The 19094-nt window shown below is 58.7% G+C and carries 23 protein-coding genes and 3 tRNA genes; 9 read left to right on the forward strand and 17 right to left on the reverse strand.

All coding sequences use genetic code 11. From position 1 onward, the window contains the following. Window positions 1-3 precede the first annotated feature (3 nt). The 5 genes from pgsA to CCX46_RS13430 all read left to right on the forward strand — a co-directional run bounded on the left by pgsA (window position 4) and on the right by CCX46_RS13430 (window position 1494). Window positions 4-564, forward strand: a complete 561-nt coding sequence (gene pgsA, locus CCX46_RS13410) for a CDP-diacylglycerol--glycerol-3-phosphate 3-phosphatidyltransferase (RefSeq protein ID WP_007950102.1) — start codon at window positions 4-6, stop codon at window positions 562-564. Between the two features lie 60 nt (window positions 565-624). Beyond that, window positions 625-700 (forward strand) — tRNA-Gly (locus CCX46_RS13415). Between the two features lie 47 nt (window positions 701-747). Beyond that, window positions 748-821: transfer RNA gene (locus tag CCX46_RS13420), tRNA-Cys, on the forward strand. Between the two features lie 196 nt (window positions 822-1017). Next, window positions 1018-1104, forward strand: a tRNA-Leu gene (locus tag CCX46_RS13425). A 183-nt stretch (window positions 1105-1287) separates the two neighbouring features. Continuing rightward, window positions 1288-1494 (forward strand): hypothetical protein, encoded by a 207-nt coding sequence (locus CCX46_RS13430; RefSeq protein ID WP_127927159.1) that lies wholly within the window; start codon window positions 1288-1290, stop codon window positions 1492-1494. A gap of 187 nt (window positions 1495-1681) precedes the next feature. On the opposite strand, the gene CCX46_RS13435 is transcribed toward CCX46_RS13430, so the two are convergent. From CCX46_RS13435 to CCX46_RS13480, 10 genes are all read right to left on the reverse strand, one after another. Then, entirely contained in the window at window positions 1682-1966 is a 285-nt protein-coding gene (locus tag CCX46_RS13435) for a hypothetical protein (protein WP_127927161.1), read from the reverse strand. A 265-nt stretch (window positions 1967-2231) separates the two neighbouring features. Then, a complete protein-coding gene (locus tag CCX46_RS13440; RefSeq protein ID WP_008082703.1) occupies window positions 2232-2462 on the reverse strand; it encodes a hypothetical protein in 231 nt (76 codons plus the stop codon). 118 nt (window positions 2463-2580) lie between these two features. Then, window positions 2581-2811 (reverse strand): hypothetical protein, encoded by a 231-nt coding sequence (locus tag CCX46_RS13445; protein WP_127927163.1) that lies wholly within the window; start codon window positions 2809-2811, stop codon window positions 2581-2583. Window positions 2812-2882: 71 nt separating this feature from the next. Then, window positions 2883-4520 (reverse strand): ATP-binding cassette domain-containing protein, encoded by a 1638-nt coding sequence (locus CCX46_RS13450; RefSeq protein ID WP_127927165.1) that lies wholly within the window; start codon window positions 4518-4520, stop codon window positions 2883-2885. Window positions 4521-4663: 143 nt separating this feature from the next. Next, complete coding sequence (locus CCX46_RS13455) at window positions 4664-5701, reverse strand: DNA topoisomerase IB (protein WP_127930387.1); 1038 nt, start codon at window positions 5699-5701, stop codon at window positions 4664-4666. A gap of 72 nt (window positions 5702-5773) precedes the next feature. Continuing rightward, complete coding sequence (modC, locus tag CCX46_RS13460; RefSeq protein ID WP_127927167.1) at window positions 5774-6853, reverse strand: molybdenum ABC transporter ATP-binding protein; 1080 nt, start codon at window positions 6851-6853, stop codon at window positions 5774-5776. Window positions 6854-6856: 3 nt separating this feature from the next. Further along, window positions 6857-7537 (reverse strand): molybdate ABC transporter permease subunit, encoded by a 681-nt coding sequence (gene modB / locus CCX46_RS13465; RefSeq protein ID WP_007912267.1) that lies wholly within the window; start codon window positions 7535-7537, stop codon window positions 6857-6859. Next, a complete protein-coding gene (modA, locus tag CCX46_RS13470) occupies window positions 7538-8305 on the reverse strand; it encodes a molybdate ABC transporter substrate-binding protein (protein ID WP_127927169.1) in 768 nt (255 codons plus the stop codon). A gap of 168 nt (window positions 8306-8473) precedes the next feature. Next, a complete protein-coding gene (locus CCX46_RS13475) occupies window positions 8474-9538 on the reverse strand; it encodes an NAD(P)H-dependent flavin oxidoreductase (RefSeq protein ID WP_127927171.1) in 1065 nt (354 codons plus the stop codon). Window positions 9539-9635: 97 nt separating this feature from the next. Next, the gene (locus CCX46_RS13480) at window positions 9636-12074 is read right to left on the reverse strand and encodes an autotransporter (RefSeq protein WP_127927172.1); all 2439 of its coding nucleotides are present in this window, start codon (window positions 12072-12074) and stop codon (window positions 9636-9638) included. A 187-nt stretch (window positions 12075-12261) separates the two neighbouring features. Here CCX46_RS13480 and acuI point away from each other — a divergent pair, with 187 nt between their 5' ends. Further along, the gene (gene acuI, locus CCX46_RS13485; protein WP_127927174.1) at window positions 12262-13245 is read left to right on the forward strand and encodes an acrylyl-CoA reductase (NADPH); all 984 of its coding nucleotides are present in this window, start codon (window positions 12262-12264) and stop codon (window positions 13243-13245) included. A 21-nt stretch (window positions 13246-13266) separates the two neighbouring features. On the opposite strand, the gene ada is transcribed toward acuI, so the two are convergent. The 5 genes from ada to CCX46_RS13505 form a co-directional block, all read right to left on the reverse strand. After that, window positions 13267-14334, reverse strand: a complete 1068-nt coding sequence (ada, locus tag CCX46_RS13490; RefSeq protein ID WP_127927176.1) for a bifunctional DNA-binding transcriptional regulator/O6-methylguanine-DNA methyltransferase Ada — start codon at window positions 14332-14334, stop codon at window positions 13267-13269. An 88-nt stretch (window positions 14335-14422) separates the two neighbouring features. Next, window positions 14423-15088: a DNA oxidative demethylase AlkB gene (alkB, locus tag CCX46_RS13495; RefSeq protein WP_127930388.1), complete on the reverse strand. Its 666-nt coding sequence runs from the start codon at window positions 15086-15088 to the stop codon at window positions 14423-14425. A 5-nt stretch (window positions 15089-15093) separates the two neighbouring features. Then, a complete protein-coding gene (locus tag CCX46_RS13500) occupies window positions 15094-15804 on the reverse strand; it encodes a 2OG-Fe(II) oxygenase (protein ID WP_127927178.1) in 711 nt (236 codons plus the stop codon). Between the two features lie 93 nt (window positions 15805-15897). Continuing rightward, on the reverse strand, window positions 15898-16074 hold the full coding sequence (locus tag CCX46_RS30630) for a hypothetical protein (RefSeq protein WP_158013179.1): 177 nt from the start codon (window positions 16072-16074) through the stop codon (window positions 15898-15900). 28 nt (window positions 16075-16102) lie between these two features. Continuing rightward, window positions 16103-16405, reverse strand: coding sequence for a DUF1883 domain-containing protein (locus CCX46_RS13505; protein ID WP_007912251.1), 303 nt, complete (start codon window positions 16403-16405; stop codon window positions 16103-16105). A gap of 211 nt (window positions 16406-16616) precedes the next feature. On the opposite strand from CCX46_RS13505, the gene CCX46_RS13510 reads away from it, so the two are divergent. Continuing rightward, window positions 16617-16973 (forward strand): hypothetical protein, encoded by a 357-nt coding sequence (locus CCX46_RS13510; RefSeq protein ID WP_127927180.1) that lies wholly within the window; start codon window positions 16617-16619, stop codon window positions 16971-16973. 71 nt (window positions 16974-17044) lie between these two features. Then, complete coding sequence (locus CCX46_RS13515; protein ID WP_127927182.1) at window positions 17045-17275, forward strand: hypothetical protein; 231 nt, start codon at window positions 17045-17047, stop codon at window positions 17273-17275. Between the two features lie 3 nt (window positions 17276-17278). Here the strand turns inward: CCX46_RS13515 and CCX46_RS13520 are convergent, their stop codons facing one another. Beyond that, the gene (locus CCX46_RS13520) at window positions 17279-17560 is read right to left on the reverse strand and encodes a hypothetical protein (protein ID WP_174245118.1); all 282 of its coding nucleotides are present in this window, start codon (window positions 17558-17560) and stop codon (window positions 17279-17281) included. A gap of 148 nt (window positions 17561-17708) precedes the next feature. After that, a complete protein-coding gene (locus tag CCX46_RS13525) occupies window positions 17709-17894 on the reverse strand; it encodes a hypothetical protein (RefSeq protein WP_007912238.1) in 186 nt (61 codons plus the stop codon). 258 nt (window positions 17895-18152) lie between these two features. Between CCX46_RS13525 and galU the strand changes: the two genes are divergently transcribed. Further along, entirely contained in the window at window positions 18153-18992 is an 840-nt protein-coding gene (gene galU, locus CCX46_RS13530; RefSeq protein WP_007912230.1) for a UTP--glucose-1-phosphate uridylyltransferase GalU, read from the forward strand. The last annotated feature ends 102 nt before the right edge of the window (window positions 18993-19094 follow it).

The following is a 19094-nucleotide window of genomic DNA, read 5'->3' on the forward strand; positions in this document are numbered from 1 at the left end:
CCGATGAATATCCCTAATCTGATTACCGTTCTACGCGTCCTGCTTATCCCGATCTTCATTTTGCTGTTCTATCTGCCTTATCAGTGGAGTTACATGGCGTCCGCTTCGGTGTTTGCCTTTGCCGCAGCGACTGACTGGCTGGATGGTTATCTGGCCCGCCGTCTGGAGCAAAGCACTCCGTTCGGAGCGTTTCTCGATCCGGTTGCTGACAAACTCATGGTCGCAGTGGCGCTGGTGCTTCTGGTCCAGGAACATGGCAATCTCTGGCTCACCTTGCCAGCGGCTGTCATCATCGGTCGCGAGATTGTAGTGTCGGCCTTGCGTGAGTGGATGGCCGAACTCGGCGCCCGCGCCCACGTAGCCGTTTCCAATCTCGGCAAATGGAAAACCGCAGCGCAGATGCTCGCGCTGGTGATTCTGCTGGCCAACCCGAAGGACTTCAGTTTCTGGGTAATCTTGGGTTATGCCTTGCTGATGGTCTCCGCCGGCCTGACGTTGTGGTCGATGGTGCAGTACCTTCGCGCTGCCTGGCCGCACCTGAAGACGGATGTTGAAAAGAAATAAAACTTTTTTGAATCAAGGGGTTGACGGAGCTTCTTAATTCTATAGAATGCGCATCACCAAGCGGGAATAGCTCAGTTGGTAGAGCACGACCTTGCCAAGGTCGGGGTCGCGAGTTCGAGTCTCGTTTCCCGCTCCAAGTTTAAAACGCATTTGTTGTTGTGCTACTGATAACAAATGTTTTGAGGCCGAGTAGCAAAATGGTTATGCAGTGGATTGCAAATCCACCTACGCCGGTTCGATTCCGACCTCGGCCTCCACTATAAACAAGCTCCGTAGATCCATGATTTACGGAGCTTTTTTATTTGCATTGCGCTGCAAGATTTAGTCTTGAAAAACGGCCATTGCGAACTTGCTTCACCGGGAAGTGATGTATATATTTCCCGCTCTGCTGTTCAAGGTTGGATCCTTCAAGGATTGCTGCTTTGCAGCGGAAGACTGCAGCACCGCGCTACCGCCCGAATGGCGAAACTGGTAGACGCATGGGACTTAAAATCCCCCGCTCGTAAGGGCGTGCCGGTTCGATTCCGGCTTCGGGCACCATCTTGAATCAAGGGTTTGCGGGCGAAAGCTGATGCAAACCCTTGTTTGTTTCCGGTCCGCTATTTTGATGTTGGTCCGCATTCCCTGGTCTGCATGACATCCTTACCTAATGACAGGTCGCGATATTGAGCGGTCGCGACTGGTCTACAGTTGTCCCAAGTGTCAGTTACTGGGGGGCAATGAATGTTCAGCCGTTATCCCGAGCAGAAGCAGAGTCGCAAGGTACTCTGTTCACTGGGTGCCGCAATCCTCGCATTGGGAGTATTTCTGATTGCAATCGAGGGCGTGGGTGGAGTTCTTTTCACTGTCATGGGCGGCGGCTTGATGTTGGCGTGTTTCACCGGTGAACGAACATTCGCAAGGATACTTCGCCTGCTGAGTTGGTTTTGAGTGGAGGAGGATTCCCCGTTCCTGATCAGGCTGCCGTAGGGGACTGCTCTCCACCATTTGCCGGCCAGCGCTCCGACCATCAGGAGAGAGCCAAGTGTTTCAGTTCGCCCTGCAGGGGGCGAAAATATAAAAGGCCTGCATGAGTTTTCTCATGCAGGCCTTTTTTGTGCCTGCTTTTTACTAAGCGCTAAACAAATGCCTGGCCACTAAAGCCGCGAGGCAGGCGCTGAAGTCCGGCCATTGCTGTCAGGCGATCGATCCATTCTGCGCGCCAGTCTGTTGCACTGTGCGTGGCTTTGCCTTGACGAGACATTCGGCGGGCCGCGTTGCGCTGATCCTTTCGTGCCTGCTTGTAGGCATCGGTATTGCGGCAGCTGCGGCACTTGACGCGATTGAGTTCACGGCTTGCCGAAAGCTGTTTGCCTTTGTGCCCACAGGCCAGATGCCCGTCGACGTTGAAATGGATAACCATAAACCGTCTCCTGTGTGACGTGTATTGATTTTGACAACTCACGGACCACACCGTTCGGCGCTGGGGCGCAGGCAAAAAAACACCCGCATGCGGGCGGGTGTGAGGGTGTTTTGCAAAGGAGTGATTTCACTGTAGACGCGCAGATGTGATCGTTATGTGAAAACGCAATCGCGGGGGAGAATAAACATTTCGGGCAGGCAAATACGCGGTGACCTGTGTGTCACCGCTTGTGAGGCAAATTCCTGAGACCTTGGCGAAGTCGCTGTCATCTGAACCGAGGCAATGGCCGATCTACAGGTTTTAGCGCCGACAGCGTATTGCGAATCAGCGGAGCATCCTTCTCGATATCGTTGAGCCGGTCACGGATGCGCAGGGCGGTCGGGTGTCCGCCTTGGTGGTCGACCCAGTCGGCAATCTCTTTGCAGGCGGCCGCGAGGCGCGCTTGCCGGGCGTCGAGCAGGGTGAGGAGGGTGGTGATGGACTCTTTTTCGGACATGGAACACCTCCGTTCTATGAAACCTGAGCTGCAGCAAAAAGCCCGCGTGTTGCGAGCCTTCTGCCGTGGGGTGCTGCTCCTTCAACTGGTTTCAGTATAGACCCGCTTCTGATCGGCATCAGACTGAAGACTGGCGGGCCGGTGATAGGGTACTGGCTGCGTTGAGGCGTTTGCATTCACGTCGTGCGTCCTCTTCCGCGTCGTAGCCATCGCCGATGAAGCCGCTAGTACGCGTGTCGCAGATGCGAAACCAGCTTTGCGCTTCGGCTGGATCATGCTGGCTGTCACCGGCGCGTCGACCGTGAATGATGATCTTGTTGCAACGCTTCACGACGAAAATGTCTTCCATGGCGTCACCGCAGCTGATTCGTGTCAGATCAACTATAGAAGCCCTCGGCGATCGTGCAAAAAATACCCAGCTCAGCTCGTCGGTTGCCAGCGCCAGCCTTCGCGGTGCCAAGTCAAATGATGGCTCGGGTTTAACGCGCGCAGAAACGCCTGATCGTGGGAAACCGCAACAATCGCCCCGGGAAATGTCTGCAAGGCGAGTTCGAAAGCTTGCACCGACGGCAGATCCAGATGGTTGGTGGGCTCATCCAGCAGCAGCAATTGTGCGGGTGTCTGGCGCCACAGCGCCAACGCGAGGGCAGCTTTCAAGCGTTCGCCGCCACTGAGCGAGGCGCATGGCCGCGTGGCGCGCTGTGCGTCCAGTTGTAATTGCGCGAGGTAACTGCGCAACGTGCCTTCGCTCAGGGGCGTTTGCTGGGCCTGTAATTGATCGACAATGGAAGTGTGGTCATCCAGCAGTTTCAGCTGTTGATCGAGGAAGGCAAAAGGCACATGCGTGATGCACTCGCCACTTGATGGCGTCCATTCACCCGCCAGCAATTTCAACAGCGTCGATTTGCCACAACCGTTGTGACCGCTGACTGCGATGCGCAGCGGTCCCTGAATGGTGAGGTCAAGCCGGGTGGAGGGCGCATCTGCCGGCAACCATGGCAGGCACGCGTCGATCAGTGTGCACACTCGACGATTGTCGGGAACCGCACTGCCCGGCAGATTGATCAGCACGCCGTCGTCCGGCAATACGTTTTCGTACGCCTTACGCACGCGCTCATCCAGATCGGATTTGCGTGCCTGATGGCCGACCTTTGCGTAGCCCATGATGTCTCGCGCGGCCGCTTTCAGCGCAGCCCGTTCGAAGCCAGAGACGTTAGCGGTTTGTGCGTTGCGACGGCTGCCGGCTGCATGGCGCTGAATGGTGTCGTGCTCGCGTTGCAGTCGCGTACGTTCGCGCTGACGTTCGATGCGGGCCTGATCGAGTTGTGCCTGCGCTGCTTGTTGATGTATTCGGCGTTGCTCGGTGAACTCCGAAAATCTGCCGCTGAAAACTGTAGCCCCCAGCGGCGTCAGTTCGACGATTCGCTGCATCTGCTCCAGCAATTGCCGGTCATGACTGACGACGATCAGTCCGCCACGCCAGCGGTCGAGCGAGCTCATCAGCCACTGTCGACCGGCAGTGTCGAGGTGATTGGTGGGTTCGTCGAGGACGAGCAATTGCGCCTGACTCAGCAGCGCACCGATCAAGGCAATCTTGGCTTGCTGGCCGCCGCTGAGATGTTCGGTCAGATCCGTCGCGGTGATATCGGTCAGCCCAGCCTCATCAAGCATTTGACGCAAGCGTTCTGCCAGATCCCAGCGTTCGTCGATAAGGTCGAAATCTTCGGCTGTTGCACGACCCTGTTTAAGTCGTTCCAGTGCGCCGGTCACCGGGGCTGTTCCTGTCGCGTCAGCTACGGTTTGTCCACGTGTGGTGACGAAGGTTTGCGCGACATAGTGCGCGGACGCTGAACGTGCCACGCTGCCGAAATCAGGCTGCAACTGCCCGGCAATCAAGCGTGCGAGCACACTTTTACCGACGCCATTGCGCCCGACGATAGCGGTCGGTTGACCATCGAAACTCAGGTTCAGGGCTTCGAACAGCGTTACGCCACTGGCGAACTGAAAACCCAGTTGATTCAGGGAAACGAGTGCGGCTGTACGCGAGACGTGAGTCATCGGCACCTCCAAAAATGTCGTGAAAACTGACAAGCGCCGAGAGCGGCGTGTCGCGATTGCATTTTTAGAAGGCTGAGTTGTTCACTTCTGCGGTCATCCGGAGGAGGGGAAGGTCGCTAGCCTAGATGACGCTGCGCAGTGGATCAAGGTGCGTCGGTCATTTCGCTCATTCGCTCGAGAAACATTGCCAATGCGACTTCCTCGGCCCGCAAGCCCTTGCGTACGCGCGGACGCGGCAGTTCTGCAAGCGCGCCGAGCATGAATTTTTCCACCACGGCAGGGTGGATGTAGCACTTTCGGCAAACCGCCGGGGTGTTGCCGAGTTGCTTGGCGACGCCTTTGACCATCTCCACCACATGCCGTTTGGCTTCCGTCTCGGATGCCCATTGCAACTCACGCAACACCGCCAGGGCCAAAGCACTACCGGCCCAGGTGCGGTAATCCTTGGCGGTGAAATCGGCGCCGGTGAGGGTCTGCAGGTAGGCGTTGACGTCGGAGGAACTGACGGTGTGGCGCTCGCCGTTTTCATCCAGATACTGGAACAGGTTCTGCCCGGGAATCTCCAGACAACGCTTGATGATGCGCGCCAGGCGCCGGTCCTTGACGGTGATCTGATGTTCGATGCCACTCTTGCCGCGAAACTGGAACAGGATCGCGCTGCCGTTGACCTCGACATGTCGACTGCGCAGGGTGGTCAGGCCATAGGAGCGGTTGTCGCGGGCGTATTGTGTATTGCCGACGCGAATCAGTGTGGCGTCGAGCAGGGTGATCACCGTGGCCATGACCTTGTCGCGACTGAAGCCGGGCGCGGCCAACAACGCCTCCAGTTGTTGGCGCAACTTTGGCAGCGCAAGACCGAACTCGCGCAGCCGCGAATACTTGTCGGCATCGCGCACTTCGCGCCAGCGCGCGTGATACCGATATTGCTTGCGGCCACGGGCATCACGGCCGGTGGCTTGCAAGTGGCCGCGTGGATCGGCGCAGATCCACACATTGGTATAGGCCGGCGGCACGGCGAGCGCGTTGATGCGTTTGATTTCGTCAGGGTCGCTGATGCGCTCGCCCGACGGTTCGAAATAGCTGAACTTGCCGCGCAGTTTTTTGCGGGTGATACCGGGCTGGGTGTCATCGACGTAATGCAGATCGGCTGGCAGTTCTACGGTCAGCGCGGTGTCGGGCATGGCGGTTTCCTTCGGTGGCGCGGCGGTCTGTAAAAGGATTGACCGCATGCCGCTGCCGTGGTGCCGAATGATTTAAGCGAGGACCGCAACTGCTTTGATCTGCGCCCACAATTGCTGGCCCGGGTGCACACCCAACTGATCTCTGGAATAGCGCGTGATGCGCGCGAGCAGCGGGGTGCCGCCAGCATCGAGACGAATCAGCACGTGGGCGGTGTTGTCGGCCGATTGCTCGCTGACCACCGTCACCGGCAGTCGATTGAGAATGCTGCTGGCCTCGCTGTTCTGCAGGGTCAGGCTGATGTCCCGGGCGTGCACTTTGCAGCGCAAGGCCTGGCCCAGTGCCATCGGCGCGTGGGTGACGCGAATGCTCATCTCGGTGGCCGGTAGCTGCAGGCTCAGCAATTGATATGCGGCGTCGTAAGCGCTGACCTGACCTTCAATGATCACGCCGGCGTCATCGCCCATCGCCATCGGCAGATCCAGACGTGCGAGGGTTTCGCCAATCGGGCCGCTGGCCAGCGCTCTGCCTTCGCTGAGCAGCACCAGATGGTCGGCCAGCCGTGCGACTTCATCCTGCGCATGGCTGACGTACAGCAGGGGAATGTCCAGTTCGTCATGCAGGCGTTGCAGGTACGGCAGGATTTCACGTTTGCGCTGACTGTCGAGCGCCGCCAGTGGCTCATCCATCAGCAACAGTTTCGGGCTGGTGAGTAACGCTCGGGCGATACCGACACGCTGGCGTTCGCCGCCCGACAAATGTTGCGGATGGCGTTCGAGCAAATGACCGATGCCCAACAGTTCGGTGGCCTGCGCCATGTCGACCCGGCGCTGGGACTTGGCGATGCGCTTGAGGCCGAATTGCAGATTGGCCAGCACCGACAGATGCGGGAACAGGCTGGCCTCTTGAAACACGTAGCCGAGCGCACGTTTATGGGGTGGGACGAAAATGCCATTTTCGCTGTCCTGCCAGACTTCGTCATTGATCTGAACGAATCCTTTTTCGGCGCGCTCAAGCCCGGCGATACAGCGCAGGCAGGTGGTTTTGCCGGAGCCCGAGTGCCCATAAAGCGCGGTCACGCCACGACCCGGCAGGTTCAGGTCGACATCGAGGCTGAAACCCGAATAGACCCTGTTCAAACGTACATCGATCATCGATCAGCTCCAGCCTGCGCGGGTCTTGCGGCTGGAGTACAGCGCCAGCAACACCAGAAACGAGAACACCAGCATCGCCCCGGCCAGCCAGTGCGCCTGTGCGTATTCCATCGCTTCGACGTGGTCGTAGATTTGCACGGAAACCACGCGGGTCTTGTCGGGAATGTTGCCGCCGATCATCAGCACCACGCCGAACTCACCGACGGTATGCGCGAAGCCGAGGATCGCCGCCGTGATAAAACCGGGGCGGGCCAGCGGCACAATCACGCTGAAAAAAGTGTCCCACGGATTGGCGCGCAAGGTCGCGGCCACTTCCAGTGGACGGGTGCCGATCGCCGAAAAGGCGTTTTGCAACGGTTGCACCACGAACGGCATGGAATAGATCACCGAACCGATCACCAGTCCGGTGAAGCTAAAGGTCAGGGTGCCCAGGCCCAGCCATTGGGTGAACTGGCCGAGAAAGCCGTGCGGGCCCATCATCAGCAGCAGATAGAAACCGATCACCGTTGGCGGCAAAACAAGGGGCAGGGCGACGATCGCCCCGATCGGGCCGCGCAGCCACGAACGGGTGCGCGACAGCCACAGGGCAATCGGAGTGCCGACAACCAGCAGGATTGCGGTGGTCAGGGACGCCAGTTTCAGGGTCAGCCAGATCGCCGCGAAATCGGCACTCGTCAGCGACATTTAGAGTTGGTAACCGTAGGACTTGATCACCGCAGCGGCTTTCGGTCCTTTGAGGTATTCAACCAGTGCCTTGGCGGCGGCATTGTCTTTGCCTTTGTTCAGAATGACGGCGTCCTGTTTGATCGGGTCGTGCATATCAGCAGGGACGATCCATGCCGAACCGCTGCTGACTTTGCCATCCTTGTAGATCTGCGACAGGGCGACAAAACCCAGTTCAGCGTTGCCGGTCGAGACGAACTGGTAAGCCTGAGTGATGTTCTGGCCTTCGACGATCCTGGCTTTGGTGGCCTCGGTCAGTTTGAGCTTTTCCAGCACTTGCGTGGCGGCCAGGCCGTATGGCGCGGCTTTCGGGTTGGCGATGGACAGGTGCTGGTACTCGTTCTTTTTCAAGACCTCGCCCTTTGCATCGACATAACCTTCTTTCGCTGACCACAGCGCCAGAGTGCCAATGGCATAGGTGAAGCGCGAACCCTTGACGGTGTCGCCTTCTTTTTCGAGTTTTTCCGGGGTGGTGCCGTCGGCGGAAAGAAACACTTCGAACGGCGCGCCGTTCTTGATCTGGGTGTAGAACTGGCCAGTGGCGCCGTAAGCTGCAACCAGTTTATGCCCGGTGTCTTTTTCGAAATCGGCAGCGATGGCCTGGATCGGCGCGGTGAAATTGGCCGCAACCGCCACCTGCACTTCATCGGCCTGTACAGCGCCGACGGCGAATACCGCAAGCAAAGAGGCCAGACAGCTAGGGGCAAAACGCGAGGCACGAATGGTCATGTAACAGCTCCGTGGTTGGCAGGTGCAGAGGGCAGCTATTGTTGGAAATGGACTGCGCCGATGCGAGGGGTGTTCGCTATATAGCGAAATATATAGCGAAATGCCGCCAAACAGGAAGTGTTGGTTAGAACCAGAGTGAGGGCGCTCGACACCTCACTGTGCCTGGCGTCATTGGCGAGTGAGTTTTGCCAGTGCGCCTTCGGCTAATTGCCGGGTCAATTCTGCACTGCTCAAGTCCTGACCCAGGGTGAATGCCTGACCGGCCCAGAGGTTGGCAAACTCGGCCTCGTTGATCGCTCGCAACGGCATCAATGCACCGCCGGCCAAGGGAAATGCCGGCGCCTTCGGCGACATCGGGCCCACCTCACGCATGACGCGGTTGAGAATGCCACGCGCTGGACGTCCGGTGAAGAGATTGGTGATCGCGGTTTCGCTTTCCTTGGCGGTACGCAGTGCTTTGTGGTGAGTGGCGCTGACTTTTGCTTCCGGTGTGAACAGATAGGCGGTGCCGACCTGTGCCGCCGACGCTCCCAAAACGAACGCCGCCGCCACGCCTCGCGCATCGGCAATGGCGCCGGCGGCAATCACCGGTAGGTTCACCGCATCGACCACTTGAGGCACCAGGGCAAACGTACCGACCTGACTGCTCAGGTCATCACTGAGAAACATGCCCCGATGACCGCCAGCCTCGTAGCCCATGGCGATAATCGCGTCGCAGCCGTGCTGTTCCAGCCAGATCGCTTCATCGACAGTGGTGGCCGAGGACAGAATTTTTGCACCGGTAGCCTTGACCCGATCAAGCAGGGATTTTTCTGGCAGACCGAAGTGAAAGCTCACGACCTCAGGTCGAAATTCTTCCAGCACTGCGCAGGCTGCCGCATCGAACGGCGCCCGATTGGACACCGGCGTCGGTGCGTCGAAATCGGCGCCCAGTTCGCGGTAGTACGGCTCGAGCAGATGCTTCCATTCACGCGCGCGTTGCTCATCGGCCGCCGGTGGCTGATGGCAGAAGAAGTTCACGTTGAAAGGCTTGTCGGTGTGTTGGCGAATGGTTTTCAGCTCTTCGCGCAATTGCTCGATGCTCAGCATGGCGGCCGGCATCGAGCCCAGGCCACCGGCATTGCACACGGCGATGACCATGGACGAATTCGTCGCGCCGGCCATCGGGCCCTGAATGATCGGCAATTCAATGCCGAGCAGGTCAAGAATGCGCGTGTCTGGCCATTGGCTCATGAAGGCTGGTCTCCGAACGGTGAAAGGCAGAGCCGGTTTTTAACAGCAAAACCGGATCCGCAGCCAGTTCGAAATTCAGAACAACCCGTGCAGTTTTTCAGCGTCGATGAAATCCGCCGCCTCCACCGCCGCCAAACGAGTGATTCATGAATTGCGAGGAGTTGTGAAAGTTGTTGGTCCGCTGGTTGCCGAAGTTGCGCGCAGCGGAGTCACGGTTGAGGTTCTGCAACTGCGCATTGTTGTTGATGGGTGCGCTGCGGGTCGCGCCGCCGCCGACCATCGACTGCCAGCCGTTGTCGGTCTTTTTGTACACGTTGCCGTCGTGGCCGGCATAAACGTTGTCGCCGACGCGTGCAGCGCCGCCGTTGCGTCCGCGAATGCCGCCATATTGGGTGGTGTTGCCGGTGTTGGGGTTGTATACGGCGCCCCGGTTGGCGGTGACCTGCGTACCGTTGCGCACGTTGCCGGCGGTGACCCGTTCGCCGGCAATTGCGCCACCGTTCGGTCCGACTGCCACGCCGCTGCGTCCGGCTGCGTAATTGCCGGTGTAGACGTTATGCACGGCGCCCCGTTGACCGGCGGCTGCGACGCCAGTGCGGGAGTTGTAGGAAGCGCCGACCTGACCGGCCCAGCGATTGCCAGTCCAGGCGTTGTAACCGGCGCCGTAGCGGCTGACCGTGGCCCGGTCGCCCCACTGATGATAAATGTTGCCGGTGGTGCCGGCCCAGCCACCGGGACCCCAGGCCACTGCGCCACCGCGATAACCGTAAGCGGCGCCACCCCAGGCCAAAGGCGCCGGATACAGATGCGGACCCCAGGCGTAACCCCAGCCGTAGTTGCCCCACCACGGGTAAGCGCCCCAGCCCCAACCCATCGCTACAGTGCTGCCGCCCCAGCTCCAGCCAAAGCCGAAACCAAAGGTCCAGCCAGTCCACGGCGTATAGCGGATGGCGACGCCGAAACCGTAAGTCACCGGCGGCCCATACCAGACGCTGCCCACCCACGGTGTGTAGGGATAACCGGTGCCATACACCACGACGCCCGTGGCCGGATCCAGATTCGAACCCTGATACCCCGGCGTGTAGCCGACCACTACCGTGTCCCCGCTGGACTCGTAGACTTTGACGTAGGTGAGGTAATGCATCGGCGAACTCGGCGGGATCGAATAGATCACTGCCGGCACGGAACTGGCGACAACCCAAGGGCCATTTACCGTGGTGGCGGTGAACCAGATACCGTTCTCCACCGCATACCAACTGTTGTTGTCGACGCGGATGATGGGCGTGGCGCTGTTGACCACGTATTGCAGGGGTGTGGTGTTGATGGCTTTGAGTTGCGGCTCGCCATCGAACTGCGGCGCGGTCATTTTAACCGCGCTTTTGTTGATGGCCGACGTCTGTGGAATGGTCGCGGCAATGGCCGCTTCCTTGGCTTGCGGCGTGCCGGCGACCGAGGCCTTGACGTTCTCTTTCGGGCTGTCGTCGGGAATGTTGGCGAAGTCCGCCGGCAGTTTGTCTGCGGGGGTAAACGTCCACGGGCCATTCATGTCAGTGGCGCGAAACCAGCGCCCAGAGATCAGCACATAGCTGTTCTGGTCACCGATTTCCTTGAAAATGTGCCCGGTGGTATTGCTGACATACAGCAACCCGGTGCCCTGAATGGGCGTCCATTGCGCTGCGCCGTCAGTGACCAGTAATTCCGTGGGGGTGGTGACGATGAAAATCTTCGGTTGTGGCGGTTTGGCCAGGCTTGGAATCTTGTCTTTGGGATCGCTTTGCCCAGTCAGCAGATCCACTTGCCGGCTCTGAATGGCGACCTGTTTGGCTTTCTCCAGCTCGGCAAACGGTGTGGCCAGGCGGGTATACGCGCCATTGATCTGGTCCGCGACCATCCAGCCATCAAAGACGTGCAGATAATGTTTGCCCTGCGCGTCTTTCAATAACAGCGGGCGAGTATTGATCACCCGCTGCAGCGCCGTGCCTTCTACCGGTCGGTACGCCGCGTCGCCATCGATATAGACGAGCAGGGCGGGTACGTCGGAACTGATAATCGTCGGCGGGGTGTTTTCCAGCGGCGCGCTGTCGGCTTTCTGTTCTGCAGAGAGTACGCCGACTGCAGCTTCGAGCTGATCAAGCGAAATGGTTTTCTTGCGGTTCTCGGCGTCTTTCTGCAGCGCCGCGACCCAGGTGTCGGCTTGAGTGGCATCGGCCGGGAAGTCGGCCTTGATGATTTTGTACTGATCCAGCGCGACCCAGCGCGTAGCCTTGTCGACCAGCGTATGTGCGCTGAACTGGACAATTCCGTAGGTGGACTTGCCATCGGCGCCGGTGGCTTCAACGGCCGCGCGAGCGTTGAGGGTGTAACCGTCCCAGCTGTCGAGTTGCGGCTGATACACCGTCAGTTTCGCTTTGCCGCTGCTGATGCCTTGCGGCCAGGTCGGCTCGCTCGGGGCCTCTGCGGCCGGTGCTGCCCAGGCACTGCCGAACGCCAGCAGACACAGCATCAACATCACAAGTAACGAGCGCGGGTAAGGCATTGTCAGCTCCATCGACAGGCCGATTTCTGAAGGAATAACGGCGAAACCACGACCGTCGAAAAAGCATAGCCGCCCGCCATGGAAATACCCGGCCGATTTGCCGATTGGCGCAAAGTCGAATGTGGCAGCGTGTTGCGATGTGGTATTTCAGGGCACGACATTCCGAAACCAGTCATGCGAGGCAGTCATGTTCAACGCCATTGTGATCGACAAAGACGACAGCGGTTATCGCGCCAACCTGCAGCAGGTCAACGAAGAGCAATTGCCCGAAGGCGATGTCACCGTCGGCGTTGCGTACAGCACGCTGAACTTCAAGGATGGCTTGGCGATTACCGGCAGCAGTCCGGTGGTGCGCAAGTTTCCGATGGTGCCGGGAATCGACCTGGCGGGCAGCGTAGAAGCCAGTTCCCACCCCGACTATAAAGTGGGTGATCAGGTGCTGCTGAATGGTTGGGGCGTCGGCGAGAATCACTGGGGCGGCCTGGCGCAGAAAGCACGGCTCAATGGCGACTGGCTGATCCCATTGCCCAAAGCCTTCACGGCGGCGCAAGCCATGGCCATCGGTACGGCCGGATATACCGCGATGCTGTGCATTCTGGCGCTCGAGCGCAACGGCGTGACGCCAGAGCAGGGTGAAGTGCTGGTAACGGGCGCCAATGGCGGCGTCGGCAGTTTTGCCATAGCACTGCTGAGCAAGCTCGGCTATCGCGTCGTCGCATCCACCGGCCGCGTTTGCGAGCATGAATATCTGCAGCAATTGGGCGCTGGCGAAATCATCGACCGCGCGACCTTGTCAGCGCCCGGTAAACCACTGGCCAAAGAGCGCTGGGCAGCGGTGATCGACTCGGTGGGCAGTCACACCCTGGCCAATGCCTGTGCCAGCACTCGCTCCGAAGGCACCGTCGCCGCGTGTGGTCTGGCGCAGGGCATGGATTTCCCGGCTTCGGTTGCCCCGTTCATTTTGCGTGGCGTGACCCTGGCCGGCATCAACAGCGTGACCCAGCCCAAGGCTCGCCGTCTGGAAGCGTGGGATCGACTGGCCAAGGATCTGGATTTCTCGTTGTTGGCATTGATCAGCCATGAAATCGGTCTGAGTGAGGCCATTGATGCGGCGCCAAAGTTGCTCGCCGGGCAACTTCGCGGACGGGTTGTGGTGGACGTCAATCGCTGATAGCTGTTTACCCTGGGTCTTTCAAGGCTGCGTCTCGCGCTCAAGCAACTGACGCTTGCGCTCGACGCCCCAGCGATAGCCCGAAAGGTTGCCATCGCTACGCACCACGCGATGGCAAGGGATCGCCACTGCCAGGCGGTTGGCCCCGCAAGCCTGAGCCACCGCGCGCATGGACGTCGGTGCACCGATGCGCTGGGCAATTTCGGCGTAACTGGCCGTGTGGCCCGCCGGAATTTCCCGCAGTGCTTGCCAGACACGTTCCTGGAACGCCGTGCCGCGAACGTCCAGCGGCAGATCCAGGCCAATCGCCGGAGCTTCGATAAATCCCACCACCTTGGCGATCAGTTGTTCGAAACCGGCATCGGCGCCGATCAGGTTGGCCTGGCGAAACTGATCCTGCAGATCGCACACCAGTTGATGCGGATCGTCGCCCAGCAGAATCGCGCACACCCCACGCTCGCTTTGCGCCACCAGAATCGCGCCGAGCGAGCACTGGCCAACGGCGAAGCGGATGTCGTTGTTCTTCCCGGCCGCACGATAGTCACCCGGTTTCATGCCCAGCAAATGATCCGCTGACTCGTAGAAACGGCTGTTGGAATTGAAGCCCGCGTCGTACAGCGCATCGGTCACCGAACCGCCATCTGCCAGACGCTCACGGACTTTGCGCGAACGATGGGCCGTTGCGTAGCCTTTGGGCGTCAGTCCCGTCGCGGCTTTGAAGACACGGTGGAAATGAAACGGACTCAGGCCGGCGGTCTCCGCCAGTTCATTCAGTGCCGGCAAGGTCTCGGCGGATTCGATAAGACGGCAGGCAATGGCGACGGTCGCGGCATGCTGCGCGGCCACATCACTCTGATCTTTGCTGGCACGCTTGCTCGGACGATAGCCCGCGGCTTCGGCCTGTTCAGCAGTGTCGAAAAACTCGACGTTCTGCGGTTTCGGCAGCCGTGAGAGGCTGCTCGGACGGCAGTAGATACCCGTGGTTTTTACTGCGTAGACAAATTGCCCGTCCGCCCGTGAGTCTCGCGCAACCACAGCGGCCCAGCGTGGATCGTTTTCGGTGTTGAAGGTGGTCGAAAGCGTTTTCATGAGCGGTTATCCGTTGACCTGTTTGATTCAGGTTAAACAGCGTCGCAAGGCACAACACTCCGGGCCTTGCGGTCGAACTTTTTGCAGATTATCCGGCCACGCGAAAGGTCAGATTGATCCGCTGTTCACCCAGACGTGGATGCCGGCCCTGTTTGATCGGCAGCACACCGTGATAGCGCAAGCGATCAACGCCGCCCCAGACCACCATGTCGCCATGCAGCAAGGCAATGCGCTGGCTCTTGTCGCTGCGACTGAAACCACCGAAGAGGAACATCGCCGGCAACCCGAGTGACAGCGAAACGATCGGCGCGCTGTAGGCCTTTTCGTCTTTGTCCTGATGCAATGACATCTTGGCACCGGGGAGATAGCGGTTGATCAGGCAGGAATCAGCATTGAAGTCAGTAAATCCTGCTCGCACCGCTGCCGACTGCGCGAGTGTCGAGAATACTTGCGGCATCGCTGGCCAAGGCAAATCACTGAGCGGATCGACGCTCGAGTAACGATAACCGTGGCGATCAGTAATCCAGCCCAGAGCGCCGCAACTGCTGGTGCCCACCGACATGCTGAATCCACCCGGTGTGACCATGTGGCGCAAGGGTGCTACGGCAAGAATCGCATCCAGCGCCGGCAGGATCTGCTCGATCAGCGGCAGGGCGAAACCATGCAGCACCCACGATTGCTCGCCAATCTGTTCGGCGCGCGGGCGTTGCTCGGGTTCGTGATCGGCGAAAAGATCGAAAGTGTTCGGTTGCATGGCAGTCATGTGGCGTCGTGAAAGATGATGCCTAGGGTATGCCTTTTTCCACTGTGCAGGCGACTGACGCCATGGCGCATGGTTACCCGATAATCACCGCGCAGGCCTTTGACCGGGCGCTGGTTGACAGCAAAGATCACCGCATCTCCTTTCTTCAGATCCAGCACGTGCGGCCGAGATTGCATGCGCGGGCGTTGTTCGGTGAGAACAAATTCGCCCCCGGAAAAGTCTTGACCGGGTTCTGACAGAAGAATCGCCACTTGCAGTGGAAATACCGATTCGCCGTACAAATCCTGGTGCAGGCAGTTGTAGTCCTGCGGGCCGTACTGCAATAGCAGAGGAGTCGGGCGGGTCTGACCGGCGGCATGACAGCGCTGTAGAAACTCGGCGTGATCCAGCGGAAAACGCTCGGCCAGGCTCATGCGTTCGTACCAGCGATTGGCCAACGGAACCAGGCGTGGATACAGCGCGCAGCGAAGGCGTTCTACGGGTGTCGGCAGGGGGTAGCGAAAGTATTTGTACTCGCCGCGACCGAAACCGTGGCGGGCCATGATGACCTGCGAGCGAAACGGTTCGGTCTGCGGATACAGCGCACTCAATCGATCACAGGTTTCGGCCTGCAGCAGCGAACGGATGATCGCACAGCCGTCCTGATCCAGTTGCTGCTCAAGGCTTGCCCAGTCGAGCGAATCCAGCCGGGAAGGGGACATCGACATGCTGACTCCTTGACTCATGGTCGAAGAAAGTCAGTCTAGGCAGGGCCTTGCGGCAGAACACTCCGCCGCTTGCGGTCGAATTCCTGTCGGTGCTTACAGCGCTTTGCTGACGGCGATCTCACTGATCACGTCGTCGCTCTGGCCGTGAAGGGCATCCAGAGCAGCCTTGGCTTCTTCTTCAGTGCCGTTTTCCAGCTGCGCGAACTCGAAGCGGCGCTCGCCATTGAGTTTGTATTTGATGACGTATTTGGTCGTTTGGGCCACGGTCATGCATTCCTTCCTGGTTGAGCGACGTGTCTCAGCTGAGTTTGGTGCTGGAACGACGGATGATCTTGATCGAGTGAGTCAGTGTCGGCTTGCGCGTCACGCTGATCGCACGGCGGTTGACGGTGTCGATGGTGATGTTCCAGAAACCGGTGCTCGGCGCGGTAATACGGGCCGGGAAGGTGTCGAAGGCGCCGCCGTGATAGGTGTGACGGCCGCCATTCTTGAAGCTGCGGAAGTTGGCGTCGTTCATCAGACGGATGTTGCACATTTGCGAGCATTGGATGACGACGATGTCGTCTTCGTTGAGGTGTTCGCGCTGGTGAATGAATTTCATGGGCGCCTCCAGAAGGGCTTTTTCTACAAAATCAAAACGATAGCTTGTCGATTGGGCGCAGTTTATCAGCCCGCACGGGTTATTATCTGGCCGTCGGGCGTTGGTTTGACAATTTTGAACAGATATTCGCAATCGGATGCGGGTTAAATGCAGAAGACCCCGGAGAAAAACGGCATTTGTGCTGTCGGACGGTCTTTAACGGAGGTTTTGTATGAAGTGGGGTGTGGTGTGTCTGCCGTTGGTTCTGGCTGTGGGTGGTTGTGCGAGTGTTTCCGAAATCAATGAAACGCTGCCGACCATGAGCGTAATCTCCGGCAAGAAACCCCATGAATATGCCCAGTGTCTGGCCGAAAAGCTGGCAGACAGCCGCGGCGCGCTGCAAGTCCAGCCGCACAAGGACGGGGTTCGGGTGATCGTGCCGGGGAAACTTTCCACCGGCGCAGCAGCGGTGTTTGATATCGAAGATCGCTCGGGTGGCAGCAGCATAAAGCTGCATGAGCGCATGTCGAATGTGCCGGTTCGCCCGCGTGATGTGCAACGCGCCGCCAATGCGTGTATTTCCGGCTGATAGACTGATCATCATCAGCACCAATGCCGTCGCAGCGATGCTGTGACGGCATTTTTATTTCTGGAGTCGCGATGAAGCGAGAGCAAGTACGTGAGCGCCATGCAGAGGGCCTTATCTCTGCCACCCATGTCATCCAGAACCCGGCGAATCCGGGGGAGTGGATCGTGTTTTTCAAGAAGAGCGCCGGACGCAGCTACTTTCTGGTGGACGATAATGACGAAGTCGAGTCGTTCGCTCGCCTCGACGATCTGATCGAAGTCGTGCGCGGACTCGGTATCAAGTTCGCCGAAATTCACATGTAAGGTTTATTTGCAGACCACCACAACGCTACGGTTCTTGTAGTTGCCGACATCGACGCCAAGGGTTTTGTCACTTTCTTTGGGCTGAGGCGTGCCGTCTGTGCCGACGATGCGATAACCGGTGCCTGCGCAGGACGCATCGGCTTTTTCATAGCAGCTCGCCCAGGAATTGGCTTCGCCGGAGCAATCGATGGCCAGGCCCTGTTCGCCGTTTTTCAGGTAAGCAGGCTGAGATGTGGCACAGCCGGCCAGTGCCAATACCGCAATCAGTGGCAGCAATTTTTTCATGGTCATGGTCATGTTCATGGTCTTCAGCGAGGGGGACTAGACGCTGTGACAGCGCCGGTGGCAAAAGGTTATAGCGTTTGGCCACTTGTTTGTAGGTGGGCACAAAAAAGCCCTGCTCAAGGGCAGGGCTCGGGCGTATCGCAGCTGATCAGTCTTGATCTTTGCCACGGCGTTTCGCCGATGCCGGCGTGTCCGTGAACACGGAAGCTACATCAGTCGCCATTTGTTCGCTGTCGAAAGGCCCGGCAATGTGTTCGCCATTGGTGGTGGTCAGCGTCCACTTGCCGTCTTTCTTGTCGATCACATACCCGTTGATGATTTTTACCGCAGCCATCTATCTGTCTCGTTCGCTGGTTCAAAGGCGCCATGATACCGGCAAATGCTGGCATTGGGGGGCGATGAGCGTATGGTAATCCGGATTGTCGACAGCTTTGAGCTACGCTGATCTGGCTGCGCCAGGATGTCGATGGAACTATCGGCGAGAATATTTCTCTATGTTGGCATCGGTTAGCCAGTGCGGGGCATTGTAAGGTGCACGCCGCCTGATTAGACTGCGCCGAAACTCGTACACACAGCCCTTTCAAGGACTTATATGATCAAGAAATGCTTGTTCCCAGCAGCCGGTTACGGTACTCGCTTCCTGCCAGCGACTAAAGCCATGCCTAAAGAAATGCTGCCGGTGGTAAACAAGCCACTGATCCAGTACGGCGTTGAAGAAGCTCTGGATGCTGGCCTGACGGAAATCTCCATCGTCACCGGTCGTGGCAAGCGTGCTCTGGAAGACCACTTCGACATCAGCTACGAGCTGGAAAACCAGATCAAAGGCACCGACAAAGAGAAATACCTGGTCGGCATCCGCAAACTGCTCGACGAGTGCTCGTTCTCCTACACCCGTCAGACCGAAATGAAAGGTCTGGGCCACGCGATCCTGACCGGTCGCCCGCTGATCGGTGACGAACCGTTTGCCGTGGTCCTGGCGGACGACCTGTGCGTCAACCTCGAAGGCGACGGCGTACTGACCCAGATGGTCAAACTGTACAAGCAGTTCCGCTGCTCGATCATCGCCATCCAGGAAGTCGATCCACAGGAAACCAGCAAGTACGGCGTGATTGCCGGCGAGATGATCCGCGACGACATCTACCGTGTGCACAGCATGGTCGAGAAGCCAAAGCCGGAAGACGCTCCGTCGAACCTGGCAATCATCGGTCGTTACATCCTGACCCCGGACATCTTCGACCTGATCGAACAGACCGAGCCAGGCAAGGGCGGTGAAATCCAGATCACCGACGCCCTGATGAAACAAGCCCAGAACGGCTGCGTCATGGCCTACAAGTTCAAAGGCAAGCGTTTCGACTGCGGTGGTGCTGAAGGCTACATCGAAGCCACCAACTTCTGCTTCGAGAACTTCTACAAGACTGGCAAGGCTTACTAAGAGCGCTTGATCGGTTTGCAAGAAAAACCCGCTTCGGCGGGTTTTTTCATTTTACGCCCCCATATGACTGGCAGTGCTTGCCCAATGGGTGTCTGCAGGTAT

Source organism: Pseudomonas sp. RU47 (genome assembly GCF_004011755.1).
Taxonomy (GTDB): domain Bacteria; phylum Pseudomonadota; class Gammaproteobacteria; order Pseudomonadales; family Pseudomonadaceae; genus Aquipseudomonas.

Excerpts from the sequence above, each read along its gene's own strand:
- CCX46_RS13455 (WP_127930387.1), bottom strand. The coding sequence starts at position 5,701 with ATGCCCGACACCGCGCTGACCGTAGAACTGCCAGCCGATCTGCATTAC.
- pgsA (WP_007950102.1), top strand. The coding sequence starts at position 4 with ATGAATATCCCTAATCTGATTACCGTTCTACGCGTCCTGCTTATCCCG.
- CCX46_RS13520 (WP_174245118.1), bottom strand. The coding sequence starts at position 17,560 with ATGAAAAAATTGCTGCCACTGATTGCGGTATTGGCACTGGCCGGCTGT.
- acuI (WP_127927174.1), top strand. The coding sequence starts at position 12,262 with ATGTTCAACGCCATTGTGATCGACAAAGACGACAGCGGTTATCGCGCC.
- CCX46_RS13515 (WP_127927182.1), top strand. The coding sequence starts at position 17,045 with ATGAAGCGAGAGCAAGTACGTGAGCGCCATGCAGAGGGCCTTATCTCT.
- CCX46_RS30630 (WP_158013179.1), bottom strand. The coding sequence starts at position 16,074 with ATGACCGTGGCCCAAACGACCAAATACGTCATCAAATACAAACTCAAT.
- ada (WP_127927176.1), bottom strand. The coding sequence starts at position 14,334 with ATGAAAACGCTTTCGACCACCTTCAACACCGAAAACGATCCACGCTGG.
- alkB (WP_127930388.1), bottom strand. The coding sequence starts at position 15,088 with ATGCAACCGAACACTTTCGATCTTTTCGCCGATCACGAACCCGAGCAA.
- CCX46_RS13510 (WP_127927180.1), top strand. The coding sequence starts at position 16,617 with ATGAAGTGGGGTGTGGTGTGTCTGCCGTTGGTTCTGGCTGTGGGTGGT.
- CCX46_RS13475 (WP_127927171.1), bottom strand. The coding sequence starts at position 9,538 with ATGAGCCAATGGCCAGACACGCGCATTCTTGACCTGCTCGGCATTGAA.
- modC (WP_127927167.1), bottom strand. The coding sequence starts at position 6,853 with ATGATCGATGTACGTTTGAACAGGGTCTATTCGGGTTTCAGCCTCGAT.
- modB (WP_007912267.1), bottom strand. The coding sequence starts at position 7,537 with ATGTCGCTGACGAGTGCCGATTTCGCGGCGATCTGGCTGACCCTGAAA.
- CCX46_RS13505 (WP_007912251.1), bottom strand. The coding sequence starts at position 16,405 with ATGAAATTCATTCACCAGCGCGAACACCTCAACGAAGACGACATCGTC.
- CCX46_RS13500 (WP_127927178.1), bottom strand. The coding sequence starts at position 15,804 with ATGTCGATGTCCCCTTCCCGGCTGGATTCGCTCGACTGGGCAAGCCTT.
- galU (WP_007912230.1), top strand. The coding sequence starts at position 18,153 with ATGATCAAGAAATGCTTGTTCCCAGCAGCCGGTTACGGTACTCGCTTC.
- CCX46_RS13480 (WP_127927172.1), bottom strand. The coding sequence starts at position 12,074 with ATGCCTTACCCGCGCTCGTTACTTGTGATGTTGATGCTGTGTCTGCTG.
- CCX46_RS13435 (WP_127927161.1), bottom strand. The coding sequence starts at position 1,966 with ATGGTTATCCATTTCAACGTCGACGGGCATCTGGCCTGTGGGCACAAA.
- CCX46_RS13430 (WP_127927159.1), top strand. The coding sequence starts at position 1,288 with ATGTTCAGCCGTTATCCCGAGCAGAAGCAGAGTCGCAAGGTACTCTGT.
- CCX46_RS13440 (WP_008082703.1), bottom strand. The coding sequence starts at position 2,462 with ATGTCCGAAAAAGAGTCCATCACCACCCTCCTCACCCTGCTCGACGCC.
- CCX46_RS13445 (WP_127927163.1), bottom strand. The coding sequence starts at position 2,811 with ATGGAAGACATTTTCGTCGTGAAGCGTTGCAACAAGATCATCATTCAC.
- modA (WP_127927169.1), bottom strand. The coding sequence starts at position 8,305 with ATGACCATTCGTGCCTCGCGTTTTGCCCCTAGCTGTCTGGCCTCTTTG.
- CCX46_RS13525 (WP_007912238.1), bottom strand. The coding sequence starts at position 17,894 with ATGGCTGCGGTAAAAATCATCAACGGGTATGTGATCGACAAGAAAGAC.
- CCX46_RS13450 (WP_127927165.1), bottom strand. The coding sequence starts at position 4,520 with ATGACTCACGTCTCGCGTACAGCCGCACTCGTTTCCCTGAATCAACTG.